This is a genomic window from Pseudarthrobacter sp. TE3704 (assembly GCF_056279405.1).
The window spans coordinates 802,476-816,417 of sequence record NZ_JBWCCJ010000001.1 but is presented as its reverse complement, the minus strand read 5'-3'; the positions used below and the strand labels follow the sequence as shown (position 1 = coordinate 816,417).

17 protein-coding genes and 3 riboswitches are annotated in these 13,942 nt (G+C 66.3%); of the genes, 3 read left to right on the top strand and 14 right to left on the bottom strand.

From position 1 onward, the window contains the following. Positions 1-62 precede the first annotated feature (62 nt). The 3 genes from ACZ9BC_RS03820 to ACZ9BC_RS03810 all read right to left on the bottom strand — a co-directional run bounded on the left by ACZ9BC_RS03820 (position 63) and on the right by ACZ9BC_RS03810 (position 1,727). Positions 63-542, bottom strand: coding sequence for a Dps family protein (locus ACZ9BC_RS03820; protein WP_476244840.1), 480 nt, complete (start codon positions 540-542; stop codon positions 63-65). Between the two features lie 109 nt (positions 543-651). Beyond that, complete coding sequence (locus ACZ9BC_RS03815) at positions 652-1,329, bottom strand: O-methyltransferase (RefSeq protein WP_476244795.1); 678 nt, start codon at positions 1,327-1,329, stop codon at positions 652-654. Between the two features lie 74 nt (positions 1,330-1,403). Then, the gene (locus ACZ9BC_RS03810; RefSeq protein ID WP_476244794.1) at positions 1,404-1,727 is read right to left on the bottom strand and encodes a thiamine-binding protein; all 324 of its coding nucleotides are present in this window, start codon (positions 1,725-1,727) and stop codon (positions 1,404-1,406) included. 119 nt (positions 1,728-1,846) lie between these two features. On the opposite strand from ACZ9BC_RS03810, the gene ACZ9BC_RS03805 reads away from it, so the two are divergent. Beyond that, entirely contained in the window at positions 1,847-2,494 is a 648-nt protein-coding gene (locus tag ACZ9BC_RS03805) for a TetR/AcrR family transcriptional regulator (RefSeq protein WP_476244793.1), read from the top strand. A 175-nt stretch (positions 2,495-2,669) separates the two neighbouring features. Next, entirely contained in the window at positions 2,670-2,894 is a 225-nt protein-coding gene (locus ACZ9BC_RS03800) for a hypothetical protein (protein ID WP_476244792.1), read from the top strand. Positions 2,895-2,992: 98 nt separating this feature from the next. Here ACZ9BC_RS03800 and ACZ9BC_RS03795 read toward each other — a convergent pair whose 3' ends face one another. From ACZ9BC_RS03795 to ACZ9BC_RS03765, 7 genes are all read right to left on the bottom strand, one after another. Continuing rightward, on the bottom strand, positions 2,993-3,289 hold the full coding sequence (locus ACZ9BC_RS03795; RefSeq protein WP_476244791.1) for a hypothetical protein: 297 nt from the start codon (positions 3,287-3,289) through the stop codon (positions 2,993-2,995). Positions 3,290-3,373: 84 nt separating this feature from the next. Continuing rightward, positions 3,374-3,631 (bottom strand): hypothetical protein, encoded by a 258-nt coding sequence (locus tag ACZ9BC_RS03790; RefSeq protein WP_476244790.1) that lies wholly within the window; start codon positions 3,629-3,631, stop codon positions 3,374-3,376. A 140-nt stretch (positions 3,632-3,771) separates the two neighbouring features. Beyond that, positions 3,772-4,083, bottom strand: a complete 312-nt coding sequence (locus ACZ9BC_RS03785) for an AzlD domain-containing protein (protein WP_476244789.1) — start codon at positions 4,081-4,083, stop codon at positions 3,772-3,774. Beyond that, the gene (locus tag ACZ9BC_RS03780) at positions 4,080-4,910 is read right to left on the bottom strand and encodes an AzlC family ABC transporter permease (protein ID WP_476244839.1); all 831 of its coding nucleotides are present in this window, start codon (positions 4,908-4,910) and stop codon (positions 4,080-4,082) included. The genes ACZ9BC_RS03785 and ACZ9BC_RS03780 overlap by 4 nt, the downstream gene beginning before the upstream one ends. After that, positions 4,907-5,464, bottom strand: a complete 558-nt coding sequence (locus ACZ9BC_RS03775) for a DoxX family protein (RefSeq protein ID WP_476244788.1) — start codon at positions 5,462-5,464, stop codon at positions 4,907-4,909. Before ACZ9BC_RS03775 ends, ACZ9BC_RS03780 begins: the two co-directional genes overlap by 4 nt. 95 nt (positions 5,465-5,559) lie before the next feature. Next, positions 5,560-6,924 (bottom strand): CoA transferase, encoded by a 1,365-nt coding sequence (locus tag ACZ9BC_RS03770; protein ID WP_476244787.1) that lies wholly within the window; start codon positions 6,922-6,924, stop codon positions 5,560-5,562. A 7-nt stretch (positions 6,925-6,931) separates the two neighbouring features. Beyond that, on the bottom strand, positions 6,932-7,831 hold the full coding sequence (locus ACZ9BC_RS03765; protein WP_476244786.1) for a glycerophosphodiester phosphodiesterase family protein: 900 nt from the start codon (positions 7,829-7,831) through the stop codon (positions 6,932-6,934). Between the two features lie 49 nt (positions 7,832-7,880). Between ACZ9BC_RS03765 and ACZ9BC_RS03760 the strand changes: the two genes are divergently transcribed. Next, complete coding sequence (locus ACZ9BC_RS03760; protein ID WP_476244785.1) at positions 7,881-9,230, top strand: DUF445 domain-containing protein; 1,350 nt, start codon at positions 7,881-7,883, stop codon at positions 9,228-9,230. A gap of 9 nt (positions 9,231-9,239) precedes the next feature. On the opposite strand, the gene ACZ9BC_RS03755 is transcribed toward ACZ9BC_RS03760, so the two are convergent. The 4 genes from ACZ9BC_RS03755 to ACZ9BC_RS03740 all read right to left on the bottom strand — a co-directional run bounded on the left by ACZ9BC_RS03755 (position 9,240) and on the right by ACZ9BC_RS03740 (position 13,260). Next, the gene (locus tag ACZ9BC_RS03755; protein ID WP_476244784.1) at positions 9,240-9,989 is read right to left on the bottom strand and encodes a LamB/YcsF family protein; all 750 of its coding nucleotides are present in this window, start codon (positions 9,987-9,989) and stop codon (positions 9,240-9,242) included. Then, the gene (locus ACZ9BC_RS03750; RefSeq protein ID WP_476244783.1) at positions 9,973-10,785 is read right to left on the bottom strand and encodes a hypothetical protein; all 813 of its coding nucleotides are present in this window, start codon (positions 10,783-10,785) and stop codon (positions 9,973-9,975) included. The genes ACZ9BC_RS03755 and ACZ9BC_RS03750 overlap by 17 nt, the downstream gene beginning before the upstream one ends. Positions 10,786-10,870: 85 nt before the next feature. Then, positions 10,871-11,734 carry a methylenetetrahydrofolate reductase gene (locus ACZ9BC_RS03745; RefSeq protein WP_476244782.1) on the bottom strand — a complete coding sequence of 288 codons (864 nt, stop codon included), beginning with the start codon at positions 11,732-11,734 and terminating at the stop codon, positions 10,871-10,873. Further along, positions 11,731-13,260: an amino acid permease gene (locus ACZ9BC_RS03740; RefSeq protein WP_476244781.1), complete on the bottom strand. Its 1,530-nt coding sequence runs from the start codon at positions 13,258-13,260 to the stop codon at positions 11,731-11,733. The genes ACZ9BC_RS03745 and ACZ9BC_RS03740 overlap by 4 nt, the downstream gene beginning before the upstream one ends. A gap of 51 nt (positions 13,261-13,311) precedes the next feature. Next, a riboswitch (glycine riboswitch) is annotated at positions 13,312-13,409 on the bottom strand. Between the two features lies 1 nt (position 13,410). Further along, positions 13,411-13,509, bottom strand: a riboswitch (glycine riboswitch). Between the two features lie 210 nt (positions 13,510-13,719). Further along, positions 13,720-13,820, top strand: a riboswitch (glycine riboswitch). Positions 13,821-13,942: the final 122 nt, after the last annotated feature.

Genomic DNA, 13,942 nt, shown 5'->3' with positions numbered 1-13,942 from the left:
TCCGCCGGGTTCAACCTGGGGAGGGCGTTGTTCTGCCGCTTTCACGCGGGCCCCGGCGGCGCCTACTTTTCTGCCGGTTCGGTCACGGATGCGGTGGGTGCCATGATTTCGGCATTGACCATCCAGGCCAACTGTTCCAGGCGCTCAATGGCCGCATGCAGCAGGTCGGCGCTGGTGGGATCTTCCTCATCAACCTCGTCATGCACGTCGCGCATCGTCTTCACCGTGCGTTCCAGCCTGGCGGTGACCAGCTTGACGGTGTCCTTGGTGGAGGTCAGGCCAGCCGGAAACTCCTCGAGGCGGTTGTCCGCCGTGACCGTGCTGCTGCGTCCGTCGGGAAGGGCATGCAGGGCACGCATCCGCTCGGCTGTCTGGTCCGCGAAGAGCCGGGCGGCAGCGATGATCTCGTCAAGCTGAAGGTGCAGGTCCCGGAAATTGGTGCCCACCAGGTTCCAGTGCGCCTGCTTACCCTGCAGGTGCAGCTCAATCAGGTCGGTGAGGACCATCTGCAGGTTGCTGGCAAGGGTGGGTGACGCTTTCATCATTTTCCTCCGTTGCGGCCTGTCCGGCTTCCCGTCAGCCGGACGCTTATGCTCAGCATACTTACAATTGGGGTGCCGCCAGTCAAACCGGCCGCAGGCCGGAGACGCGTCAGAGGATGCGGGCCAGCGCGAATCCGTCCCAGCCTTTGGAACCCACCGTCTGGATGACAGTTGCGTCCAGCGCCGGGTGCTCCCCCAGCAGCCTGAGGGCCTCGATGATGCCGGGAGCGTTGACCGGGTCCATGGACGGGTCCAGCACCGCACCTTCCCAAATGGTGTTGTCCAGCACCACGGTGGCTCCGGGCCGTCCCAGCCGCACCGCCCACTCCAGGTAGTGGCTGTCGTTTTCCTTATCCGCATCGATGAAGATGAAGTCGAAAGGCTCCCTGTCCTCTTCCTCGAGCGCAGCCAAAGTGTCCAGCGCCGGTCCCAGCCGGATCTCCACCTTCTCGCCCAGCCCGGCAGCATCGATGTTCGCCCACGCCACTTCCGCATGCTTCGGCAGGAATTCGCACGTCACGAGAGTGCCGTCGTCGGGAAGGCCGCGGCCCATCCAGATGGTGCTGAAACCGGCGAGGGTTCCGATTTCCAGGATGCGGCGGGCGCCGGACAGCTGGACCAGGAGCTTGAGGAGCTTTCCCGCGTTGGGTGCCACCTCGATAGCCGGCATGCCCGCCTCGGCGGCGGAGTCAATGGCCTGCTGCAGTGCAGGGTCCGGATGAACCACAACGTCAGACAGGAACTTTTCGGTGGCGATCCACTCCGGACGGGGCTTGTGCTCGAACATTGCCACAGTTTGGCACGGAGCGACGTACTGGTCCAGAGACCTGCAGGTCCTGGAACTACCGGGAGGCTTGTGGCTCAGGAACCGTCGGTGAGGGCTTGCTCCAGGCGGTCCACTTTGGCGGTGAGTTCACCTGTGTAGCCGGGCCGGATGTCGGCCTTGATCACCAGGGACACCCGGCTGCCGTACTGCCCCACTGCCTCGGTGGCACGCTTGACGACGTCGAACACCTCGTCCCATTCGCCCTCGATGGTGGTGAACATCGAGTCTGTCTGATTGGGCAGCCCCGACTCCCGGACGACTTTCACCGCGGCGGCAACGGCGTCGTGCACCGACGCGTCACCGGGGCGGGAACCTTCAGGGGGAGTGCCGGAGGGGGCAACGGAAAAAGCAAGCAGCATAAGGCCAGTTTGCCATGCGCCCCGAGCCGGTGCGGGGCGCATCGGGGCTCTGCCGTCACAATAGGCGCCTACCCCCCAGTAACGGTGAACGCCTGCAGCTGCGTTGCTAACCTTTTCGCATGAGTCTCGCAGTCGCCCGTAAGCCCCTTCGTGCCGACGCGGCGCGAAACGTGGACAAGATCATCACCGCGGCGCGGCAGTGCTTCCGCGAGTTTGGCCCGGATGTGCCCCTGCAGACCATCGCAGTTACCGCCGGCGTTGGACCGGCCACCCTCTTCCGGAATTTCGCGGACAAGGAAGAACTGGTCCTTGCCGCACTGAACCGGCAACTCCGGCTCACCGTGGATCCTGTGATTGACGGCGCCCTGGCGGACATCGACGCCACCAATGGCCTGTTCCGGGTGCTGGAGTCGCTGATGGATGCGGCCAGCGCGGACGCCAACCTGCTGGGAGCCGTGGCCGGGCGGCGGGAGCTGCTGACCGGCATTGCGGGTTCCCTCATGGAATCCATCAGCGTTTTGCTGGTACGCGGCCAGGGACAGGGGAGCCTGCGGGCGGACATCTCCATGACCGATATGTTCCGCCTGCTCGCCATGCTGATCGGAGTGGTGGACACCATGGAACCGGGCTCGGACGCCTGGCAGCGTCCGCTGGCTCTCGTGGAGGATGCCATCCGGACCACCCGGCCAAGCCGGCCGCTTCCTGCTCACGTGCCGGTGCCGGCTTCCGCTTCGGCCGCGCTGCCGGCCGGTATCCTGCCCAGGTAGCTGCTGCCCACGGGCACGTACCGGCCTTCCTGGCCTCCAACTTCGACCATTGTGGGCACCCAGCAGGTGCAATAGACTTCTAGAGGGTTACGCAGCCAGCCTCTGTACGTTCGAGATGGAGAGCCGTCCCTATGAAGCAGTTCCTGCATTTCCGGCGCCCAACGGCTGTAGTGCGATGAACAGTTCCAAGCTGTCGCGCTACCTTAACGATCCGCGGGGGCCTGAAGAGATCCTTCCCACGCTCACCGCGGAGGAACTGGCGGACCTGCTGGACGGCCTCTACCAGAATCTGGACACTCCCGAACCGGAATTCGGCGCGGAGGCCTGGTACGAAATGGCCGTCGAAGAGAGCTGCCGCAGGAGCGTCTCGCCGGACGGCGCCGCCCACGGAGTGGCATAGCAACTCCCCCGGCCCTTTGGGCCCCCGTTTCCCTCCCTGCGCATCAGGGCTTGTTTCCGCGCGCCAAGGCTTCTTCCCGCAAGGCTCTTTTTGGCCTGCTAGCCGCGATGTCCGGAGCCGTTGTGTTCAGGGTGCTGATGGTGTTCGTTGGGGATGTGGTCCTTCGCCTGCAGGAGATGCTGCTGCAGCTTCTCCTCGGCGTCCCGGCGGCGCCGCGCGGTATCACGCATTTCACGGGTGGATTCGGATCCCCGGGGGTCAAGATAGCTGGTGCGGGATTTTGCCTGGTACTCCCCTGCCGGCAGACCCGGCAGTTGCTTTTCGGCGAATTTTTTCCCGGCGTCCCCTGCGTCCTGGGCGTCTTCCGTCTCTACGGGCGGTGACTGTTCGTTCATCTGGTACCTCCTCCTGGCCGCCGTGACATGGTGCGGCCCTTTCTTCAGTCCATCACAGTTGGACTTTTGAATGCTGGCAGGATGTCAGCCGCGGGCAGCGTCTTCCCGCTTACGGATCTCCTGCCGCACCAGGGCCTGAAGCGCCGGAATGGGCGACGACGGATCAAGGTCAAACGAGTGGCCCAGGCTTGCGGAGAGCTGCTCCAGGTCCTCGGGCGGGACACCGGATAAACCGGAGTAGCGGGTGTAGAAGCGTTTGGGGGGCAGCCCCGCCCGCCGTCGTGCGTTTTTGTGGTGGGGCCTGCCGGCTCGTTCTCCGGCAGCATGCAGCTGATTGTCCATTGTCGCCATTCGCCGAATTTCAGCGGCCAACTGCATCAGCCGGTTTCATAGTACAGCCGCAGGCACGCATCCGGCGTGACCTGAATCACTTGAAATGCGGCACGGCACGTCGCAGGCCTCCGTCCGGCCTGAGTTCGGTGTTAGCTCCACCCGAGCATGCGCAAGAGGGCGGCAGCGCCTGCACCTGCGAGGACCACCACCAGGAACGGGGCCCGGAGCGCCAGGGCTACCGCTGCCGCGGCCAGGGCGCCCAGCCGCGCGTCGGCAGCCAGCGCCTGACCGGAGGCAACCGTGTTCACTACGGTCAGGGACGCGAGCAGGCCAATGGTCATGGTGCCGGCGATGCGGGACATCCGCGGGTCCTCCAGGAACCGTGCGGGCACGAAGTAGCCCACCAGCTTCCAGGCGTAGGCCAACGCACAGGCAATCACAATCCAGAACCAGAGGCTCATGAGTCAACTCCCGGAACAGAGCCGTCGCGGCGGCGGTACCGGCCGTCGTCGTGGGCCTCCTGGCCGTGCCGACCTCCCTGATCGGCCTGCTGGCGGTGCCGCCCGCTGTGGTGGCCGTGGTGCTCGCGGTACGGTTCCACATCCGGCTCCAGGCCCTCGTCGCTGCGGCCGTGGCTGAACCAGCCGATCACCGCAGCAACCACCGCCGCGACCAGGATGGGCACGCCGGCCGGAACAAACGGCACGGCGATCACCGTGGCCACGGCACACACCACGGCGATGGCCACGGGTTCGCGGCCCTTGAGCCGCGGCCACAGCAGCGCCAGGAAAGCGGCCACGGCAGCACCATCGAGTCCCCACTGTTTGGGGTCGCCCAGCCCGCTTCCGGCGAACGCACCCACCGCCGTGAAGAAGTTCCAGAGCACATAAATCCCGATGCCGGCGGCCCAGAATCCCCGGCGCTGCTCCGCAGGATCGGTCTGGCCGGTACTGGTGGCAGTGGATTCGTCGATGGTCAGCTGGGCACTGACGTATTTGCGCCAGCCGGTGGGCCGCAGCAGGGCATTCAACTGCATCCCGTAGATGCCGTTGCGCATGCCCAGCAGCGTGGCGGCGCTCATCGCGGCGATGCCGGAGCCGCCGCCGCCCACCACCCCGATGAACGCGAACTGGGAGCCACCGCTGAACAGCAGCAGGCTCAGTGCCATGGTCTGCCAGATGTCGAGCCCGGATGTCACGGACAGCGCCCCAAAGGACACCCCGTACAGCCCCGTGGCGATGCTGATGGAGATCCCCACCCGCACTGCCGGAGATGCCAGCAGCTTCACCGCAGCAGCCCTGCTGTCAGGCTGGACGGCGCCGGTCGGCGGAGGCTCCACGCCCACAGGATGAGCGGGGCCTGGAGCGGCAGGCGCACCGTATGGATCTTCCGCTGGGCAGGAGTACCGTGCGGACCGTAGGCCCGCCGGAGCGCATCCAGATGTCCCGCCAGGAACGCGGTGAACATCGCCGCGAGTCCGGTGGCGGTCGCCGTCCGCGTCAGAGGGACAAGGATCCCGACGGCGGCGGCCAGTTCCAGCAGTCCGCTGGCTGCGATCCATTCCTCCCGTGACAGCAGGGCGAACGGACGTGGGGGCTGCGCACTGTGGCGTGGGCCGGCGTCGGGCGTCCCTGCACGTCCGCCTGCCGTGCTGCCTGCGCTGGCGGCGCCGTCTGCGCTGCTGCCCGTGGCTGATGCGTCGTCTCGGCAGAGGTAGCCGGGAACCACCTGGTGGTAAAAACCGGGGTTCCTGAAATGCTGCCTGGCGCTGGCCAGGAGCAGGGCGCTCATGGCCGCGGCGGAGAGAATCCGGGCAGCCCGGCCGGACCGGGGAGAAGACATGGCTCCACTCAATCACAGGCGCAGCCGGTGGTTGAAACCGCCCGCTCCGCCGTGATGCGGCGTTCCTCCCGGCCGGCCGTCAGGCCGTCACGGCGTCAGGCCCATGCCAACCCTGAGCTGCCGTAGGGCGGCGGAGGGCTGCGGTAGTCGAGCGGGTGGCCGTCGATCAACAGCGGCGGCCGGACATAGCGCAGCTCCCCAAAGGAGCTGGGCATGGACCGGTATTCGGGCCCCGGCAGTTCTGCAGCCTCCTCAAGGTTCCCAGGCAGGGAGAAGAGCTCCTCGGCGGTCCTGGCCAGGGACAGCCGGCATGCTCCGCCCAGGCCGGTCTGCCGGCGGACGGCGAGCAGGGCGACAGCCGCGGCAGCAGCGCCGTACCCGGTGGCATGGTCCAGCGCCTGGACAGGCAGGGCACCCGGCCGCCATCCGCCGTCGTACTCCTCTCCGTAGAGGTGGGCAATGCCGCTGGCGGCCTGGACGATGCTGTCGAAGCCGCGGCGCGCGCTCCAGGGTCCTGCACCGCCCCAGCTGTCCAGTGTGACCACCACCAGGTTCGGGCGGGAAGCCAGCAGGGCGCCGGCGTGGAGCCCGAAACGGTCCAGAGCCCCTCGGCGGTAGCCGCTTACCACCACGTCGGCGTCCGCCAGGAGCTGGTGCAGCCGGCGCTGGTTTTCCGGGCTGCCAAGGTCCGCCTCCGCGCTGCGCTTGCCGAAGCAGGTGTCAACGAACTGGTCGGGAAGTTCGGGCAGCGCGGGCGGGTCGATCCGCAGGACCTCGGCACCCAGTGCTCCCAGGAGCCTGGTGGCGACGGGACCGGCGATGACTCTGGTAAGGTCCAGGACCCGGACACCTGCGAGCGGTTGGGCAGGATCTGTGGCATGGTGTGGCGCCGGCGCTGGTGGAATGTCCAGCCCGGTCAGCTCAAGCCCCGCCCCCGGCTTGGATAGCCCCAGCCCTGCGTGTTGACCGCCGGAGGAAGTGACGGAGATCCACGGGCCGGAGCGCGCCGCCTCGCCCATTCCGGTGGCGAGCCAGCCGCCGCGCGTCCGGACGGCAGCGGCAATGCCGCCGAGGCCTTGGATTGCCGCTTCGGCCTCCAGCGATGTCATCTCCCGGAGGGCCGCTTCGACGCCCTCCGGGCTGCCGGTACCGAGCGCCTGCATCAGCCGCTTTTCGTGGTGCGGGTAGTTGGCGTGGAGCCGGATCCAGCCGTCCTGCGTGCGCCGGAACCCGGACAAGGGCGCGAACCCCTGCAGCTTCCGGCCGGCAATCCGAAGAAGGCCTGAGGAATCGAAGGCGGCTGCGGTCAGCCGGGAGGTGGTGGTGAACCGGCCAGGCGATCCCGAGTAGGAATTCAGGGCCGCGGCCGCGGTATTCACGGCGCCCAGGGCCAGCCCCTCAACGTCCAGGGGACCTGCCCACCAGCGGCGGGGGCCGCCGTCGTCCGGATGCCTGCTCACGCCATGCCTACCTTCCCTGCGGCGAGGCCACCTGCAGTTGGTTCAGCACCCGGGCGGGAACGTTGGTGGTGATTTCATGGATGCCCAGCTCGTGGCAGAGGGCCACGTCCTCCGCGGAATCCACCGTCCACACCCGGAAGCGCCGGCCGGCATCCAGCCAGCGCCGTACTGTGTCCGGATGCTCGCGCACGTAGTCGATGCCCGGGCCTGCAAGGCCTGCCAGCCGCGCGTCCAGGATCCGCTCGGCCTCCAGCTGGGTTGCCTTCATGAGGTTCGCGATGGCTCCGCCCGTGATCAGTCCCAGGCCCAGCCCGCCGCGGATCTCGTGGATATTGATGTCGTCCACCAGCTGGCAGATGTATTGTGCCGGAACAGAATGGAGCAGGTGCCGGACGGAATCCGGGCTGAAACTCATGAATGTCACGGCGATGTTGTCCACCGTTGAACCGGCCGGGTCCCAGCCTTCGCTCCGGAGTACCTCCAGCACCCTGTCCTCCAGCTTGAGCTGATAGGGACTGGGGTGCTTCAGTTCGATGGCGAGCTTTACCGGCCGTCCCGCTCCACGGAGGATATCGAGCAGCTCCGGGAGGGTCAGGAACTGCTCGGAGCGTGCCCCGTAGATCTCCGGGATGCGGGCGCCCTTCCACGAGGAAAAGTCCAGGTGGCGCAGCTGGCGCAGGGTCCGCTCGGCCACGGGCCCCGTCCCGTCCGAGGTGCGGTCCAGGTTGGCGTCATGCAGGAGGACCACGTGCTGGTCACGCGTGAGGTGGACGTCGCACTCGACACCGTCGGCGCCGTCCGCCAACGCCTGCAGGTAGGCGGCCCGGGTGTGTTCGGCGAACGCGGCGCTGGCACCGCGGTGGGCAAAGACCAGGGGCCGCTGCGGCACCGACTCCTCACTTGTCATGGAGACACGGTAGCCGACCACACCCCTGCTGCGGGGCTAGGCTTGGCACATGCAGGTGAACTCTGAGCCAACTACCCAGGAAGCCCCGGCCCAGCCAGCCCGCGCGGTGCCGGCGGACGCACAGGCAGGTGCCGCCGCCGTCGGCCGCCAATTCAGCGCCGGTGATGCCGAAAAGGCGGCAGCGCTGCGGAAAATGAAGCTTGTGGCCTTGGCCCTGCTGATCGCCATGGCGGTGGTTTTTGTCTTCGCCTTCGCGCTGCAGAAGGAGTACCCGTGGCTGCAGTACGTGCGGGCGGCGGCGGAAGGCGGCATGGTGGGCGCGCTGGCCGACTGGTTTGCTGTGACCGCGCTGTTCAAGTACCCGATGGGCATCAAGATTCCGCACACCGCCATCATTCCGCGGCGCAAAGACCAGATCGGCGCCTCGCTGGGTGAGTTCGTGGAGACCAACTTCCTCTCCGAGCAGGTGGTGCAGGAGAAGCTGGCCAGCGTCAACATTGCCCGCCGGGCCGGCGAGTGGCTGGCCACTCCGGCCGGCGCCGACCGGGTGGCCAAGGAGGGTGCGGCGGTCATCCGGGGCCTGTTCAAGGTCCTGAACGACGACGACGTCCAGGCCGTCATCGAGGGAATGGTACGTAAGCACCTTCTCACTCCGCCGTGGGGACCTCCGGTGGGCAGGATGGCGGAGCGGATTTTCCACGACGGGCACCACCACAAGCTGGTGGACCTGCTGGTGGACCGCGCGGCCGACTGGGTCAGCGAAAACCACGAAACGGTCAGCCGGCTGGTCTCGGAACGTTCGCCAACCTGGGTGCCGCAGTTCGTGGACGGGCTGGTGGGCGACAAGGTCTACATCGAGTTCCTCAAATTCGTCCGTGCCGTGCAGTCCGATCCGAACCACCAGGTCCGGCAGTCCATCGACAAGTACCTGAACGACCTTGCCCAGGACCTGCAGCACGATCCTGTGATGATCGCCCGCGCCGAGGACATCAAGGCCCAGGTCCTGGGCGACCCGGAGGTCCGGGAACTCGCGTCGCGCACGTGGGGAACCGTGAAGAACGCCCTGCTCGGAGCGGTGGAGGATAGGGACAGCGACCTCACCGTAAAATTCAAGGCAGCCGTCCGCGACTTCGGCTCCAGACTGGTCAACGACCCCGAACTGGCCGGCAAGGTCAACGCCTGGATCGGCGACGCCGCGGGGTATCTGGTGCGGACGTACCGGTCCGACATCGCCGGGGTCATCACGGATACCGTTGCCCGCTGGGACGCGGAGGAAACCTCGCAGAAGATCGAGCTGCAGGTGGGCAAGGACCTGCAGTTCATCCGGATCAACGGAACGGTTGTGGGGTCCCTGGCGGGGCTGGCGATCTTTACGGTGGCGCACCTGATTTTCGGCTAAGCGACCGGCCTACGCGAACGACTCCAGCTCAACGCCGGCTGCCTCGAGTCCTGCCCGGACACCCGCGGCCATCTCCACCGCACCGGGGGTGTCGCCGTGGATGCACAGGGAGTCCGGCCGGACCTGCACCACTGTTCCGTCGACGGCCACCACTTCGCCCTTGGTTGCCAGGCGGACTGCGCGCTCAACGATCGCATCGACGTCGTGCAGGACGGCACCTTCCTGCGAGCGCGGCACCAGCGTGCCGTCGCCCCGGTAGGCGCGGTCCACGAAGGCCTCGATGAACACCGGATGCCCGGCTTCCTGCGCCTGCTTCAGCAGTTCCGAGCCCGGCAGTCCCAGGATGGGCAGCCCGGGATCGTACGCGTTGACCGCTGCAACCACAGCCGAGGCCTGCCCGGCGTCGTGGACCAGCCGGTTGTACAGCGCACCGTGGGGCTTCACGTAGTCCACGGAGGCACCCACGGCGTGGGCAACGCCGTCGAGCGCGCCCAGCTGGTACAGCACGTCGCCGAACAGCTCATCGAAGCTTGTGTCCAGGGAGCGCCGGCCGAAGCCGGGCAGGTCGCGATAGCCGACGTGCGCACCCACCGTGACGTCGAGCTCGTAGGCTGCCCGGCAGCTGTCCAGCATGGTGATGGGGTCCCCGGCGTGGAACCCGCAGGCCACGTTGGCGCTGGTCACCAGCTGGAACATCGCGGCGTCGTCTCCCATCGTCCAGGAGCCGAATGATTCGCCGAGGTCAGCGTTGAGATCCAAGTGAGTTGCCTTCCAGCGTCAGGTTGTCCGGAGCGGCAGCGGTGGGCTTAAGCTCCCCGGGAATGGTGTCCGGCATGGGGCCGAACGCTTCCTTGGCGTTGGACACCACCGCGCGGCCCATCATGAGGTTACCTGCTCCACCCACCACAGCCCCGATGCCGAACGGCAGGGCCCGGCCAAACAGTGCCGTGCCCTGGCGCTTGAGGAGGTTTTTGAGGAAAGCCTTCTGGATCCTGCTCCGGATGCTGCTGAATCCCGGCATGGGCATGGATTTGGAAAGCATGCTGCCCCAGGCCCTGGTGGCGTTGACTCCGCTGCCCGCGGCCTGGCCGCTCAGGGTTCCCAGCAGCGCCGTCCCCTCTTCGCCAAGCATGATGGCCATGACCATGGTGCTGGCCTTCTCGGGGTTGGTGAGGCGGATGCCGTGCAGCTCCGCCAGGGACGTCGCGTACAGGGCTGTTGCTTCCAGGAACCCCACGGTGGCGGCAGCAGAGAGTCCCAGCGACGCCACCGTTCCCACCCCGGGAACGACGGCGGTAGCGCCCACCACTGCACCCCCGCCGGTGACGGCACGGAGGTAGTCACGTTCCAGGATGTCCGCCAGCTGCGCCGCCGTGGCGCGGGGATGCTTCTTTTGCAGCCGGCGGATGTAGGCCACCACCAGTGGACGCTGGATTTCCACCGCCTTCAGGAGCATGTTGTGGACGCCCGGCTTGGGCTTGCCGTCGGCGTCGAACACCGCGTTGTGGGCGGTTTCCTGTGCGATTCGTACTGCGGGATTGCTGCTCCTGGCCATGGTCACCTTCATTCAAATCGACCTGCAGCGGTGGGCTGCCGTGCTTCTCCATCCTAAGTGGATCAACACTAAGCATGCTTAACTTCTATGACGTGGCCTGGGGGTTTCCATGGACCAGGCTGTTGAAGGTGTACAGGTGCACGCCCGCAATCTCCGGAACATCGCGGAGCTGGTCCAGGATCGGCCGGGGCGAGTAGCTGCTGCCACTGAGCAGACGGCGGCCGAGCGGCCCCTGCCGGGTGAGGAACTTCAGGGACGGGCCGACGCCGATCTTTGCCGCCAGCGCAATGAGCTTGGCACGGGGGACGGCGCCGGGCACCCCCGCCCAGATGGGCAGCTGGACACCTTCGCGCCGGAGGGTTTCCGCGTACCAGCTGATCCGGGGAACGGAAAAGCACATTTGGGTGGTGACGCCGGATGCCAGGTGTTGCTTTTCCAGCAGGGCGTCGAGCATGTGGAGCTCTCCGTGATGCGGGTGCCCTTCCGGGTAGCCCGCCACTCCCGCCGAGATGTCCCCGTCCGAAAGCTCCATGATGTCCTCCAGCAGTTGAAGGGAGTTGCTGTATGGGCCCGCAGCTTCCGCAGCATCACCGCCGATGGCGAACACCTCCGTGATCCCTGCATCCCGGCAGTCCCGCAGCGCGTTTTCCAGCTGCCCGCGGCTCCCGATGCTCCGGGCAGCAAGGTGCGGGACCACGCTGTATCCCATACCGGCCAGCTGCAGCGCCGTCTGCATGGTCCGCGCGATGCCATGGTGCGGCAGGCACGTCACGGTGATGGTGGAGCCCGCAGGAACGTGGGCCCGGACGCCGGCGGTGATGCCCTCCGTCGGGATGATCTCCAGCCGGGTGGGAAGGCTCCTGGCTTCCCGGGACGCCCGCGTATGCGGGTTGGAGCCGGACCGGATGACCCGCTCGCTTGCCGCACCCGTCAGTTCGGTGCCGATCACTTCGGCGCCTGCTCTTTCTGGGGAGTCCTGTCATTCGCTGTCCCCTTGCTGCGGCTCGCTGCAGCCTCATCGGCCCGGAGCTCTGCTTGGAAAACGGCGAAGCGGGCGAGATGTGCCGGCCGGCGCCGCAGGATGGCCCACGCAACGCCCAGGACAAGGAACCATGCCGGGGTGACCAGCAGCGCGGCAAGGGTGTCGGGCTGGGTGGTGAGGGCCCAGAGGACAAAAGCGAAGAAGGCGAAGATCAGCCACACCACGGGGATGCCCCCGGGCATTTTGAACCTGGACGCCGCGTGCAGGTGCGGGCGGCGGCGCCGGAAGGCGAAATAGCTGGCAAGGATGATGGACCAGACGAAGATGAAGCAGACGGCGGACACGGTGGTGACCATCTCGAAGGCCTTGCCCACGTCCTGGCCGGCATACATCAGGACGACGCCGGAGAGCAGCAGCACGCAGGACAGGAACAGCGCGTTGCTGGGTACTTTCCTCGTGGAGAGGCGGCTGAAGATTCCGGGAGCGTCGCCTTCCTGGGCCAGGCCAAAGACCATCCGGGACGTGGAGTAGATGCCCGAGTTGGCGGAGGACATGGCGGAGCTCAGGACTACCAGGTTGACGACGGTGGCTGCGGCTCCAAGCCCGGCCAGGGAGAACATTCCGATGAAGGGGCTATGGCCGGCCGCGAACTGGGTCCAGGGGGTAACGGACATCAGGATGATCAGGGCGCCGACGTAGAAGAGCAGCACCCGGATGGGGATGGCGTTAATGGCCTTGGGCAGGTTCCGTTCAGGATTCTTGGCCTCGGCGGCCGTTGTGCCAACAAGCTCGATGCCGACGAAGGCGAAAACGGCGATCTGGAAGCCGGCCACGAAACCCATGAATTCGTTGGGGAAGAAACCGCCGTGGCTCCACAGGTTGCTGAACCCGGCGGTTCCTGCGTCGCTTTGGAACCCCGTGAAGATCATGAACAGGCCCACGATGATCAGCGCTGCGATGGCGAGGATCTTGATGAGGGCGAACCAGAATTCCGTTTCACCGAACGCCTTCACGGTGGCGAGGTTGAGCAGCAGGAGAATGGCGACCGTGGCCAGCCCGGGGATCCACAGCGGCAGTGAGGGCCAGAGTTCCCGGGAGTACCCGGCGATGGCGATGACGTCGGCAATGCCGGTGATCACCCAGCAGAACCAGTAGGTCCATCCCGTGAAGAACCCGGCCCAGGGCCCCAGGAGGTCGGCCGCGAAATCGCTGAAGGACTTGTAGTTCAGGTTACTCAGCAGCAGTTCGCCCATGGCCCGCATCACGAAGAAGAGCATGAACCCGATGATCATGTACACAAAGATCACGGACGGGCCGGCCGCGGAGATTGTTTTGCCGGAGCCCATGAAGAGGCCCGTGCCAATGGCTCCGCCGATGGCGATGAGCTGGATGTGCCGGTTGCTGAGCTGCCGCTCCAGGTGCGGGGGTTCGCTGTGTTGGGCAGTGCCTGGGTGTGGTTGGCCGCTGGGGGACGTCGGGGGATGAATCGTCATGAGGAACTCCATCGTTCAAGCAGCACCGTCAAGTGCCACAAAGATTCGGTTCCTCCCCGCTCTGTACAGGACCTGAGAGTTTCCGCAGCCATAAAGGCGTGCTTGCACCGTCGGTGAGCCAGGACCTGCCTGGCTGCTTTCCAGAGTTGCCTTTCCGCGGCGGTACGGGGGCCTGAGAGTTTCCTGGGGAGGGTTTGCTCCTACGGCGCCTGCTGAATGTACCGGGCAGGACTCTCCCGCCGCAGGTCAAAGGCATTTTAAGTTAGAAGTCGTGATCAGTTGCGAAGCAGCGCCGATCACGGGTTTAGTGTGGTTCCGGTCACGAACGATTGTCAAACCCCTGCCCGCAACAACGTCGCGAAACCGCTGCTCCCGCCCGTCATGGCTGGACGGATTTGCTTTCGGAGCCCTTCAGCCTGTACCTTGTGAGCCGAATCACCCACATTTGAATAAGCCTTTCGAGCTGTGACGGGAGAGTCCTCCCGGAGCGACACCGGGCAGGCGCCGTAGGAGCAAATCCTCCCCAGGAATCTCTCAGGCCCATGTACCGTCACGGCGAGGCGACTCTGGAAAGCAGCCCGGTTACATCCCCTTTGACGAGGGGTCCCGGACTCACCGACGGTGCAAGGCGGGCCCTGCCACAAACAGGCTCCACCGGAATCTCTCAGGTCCAATACAGAGC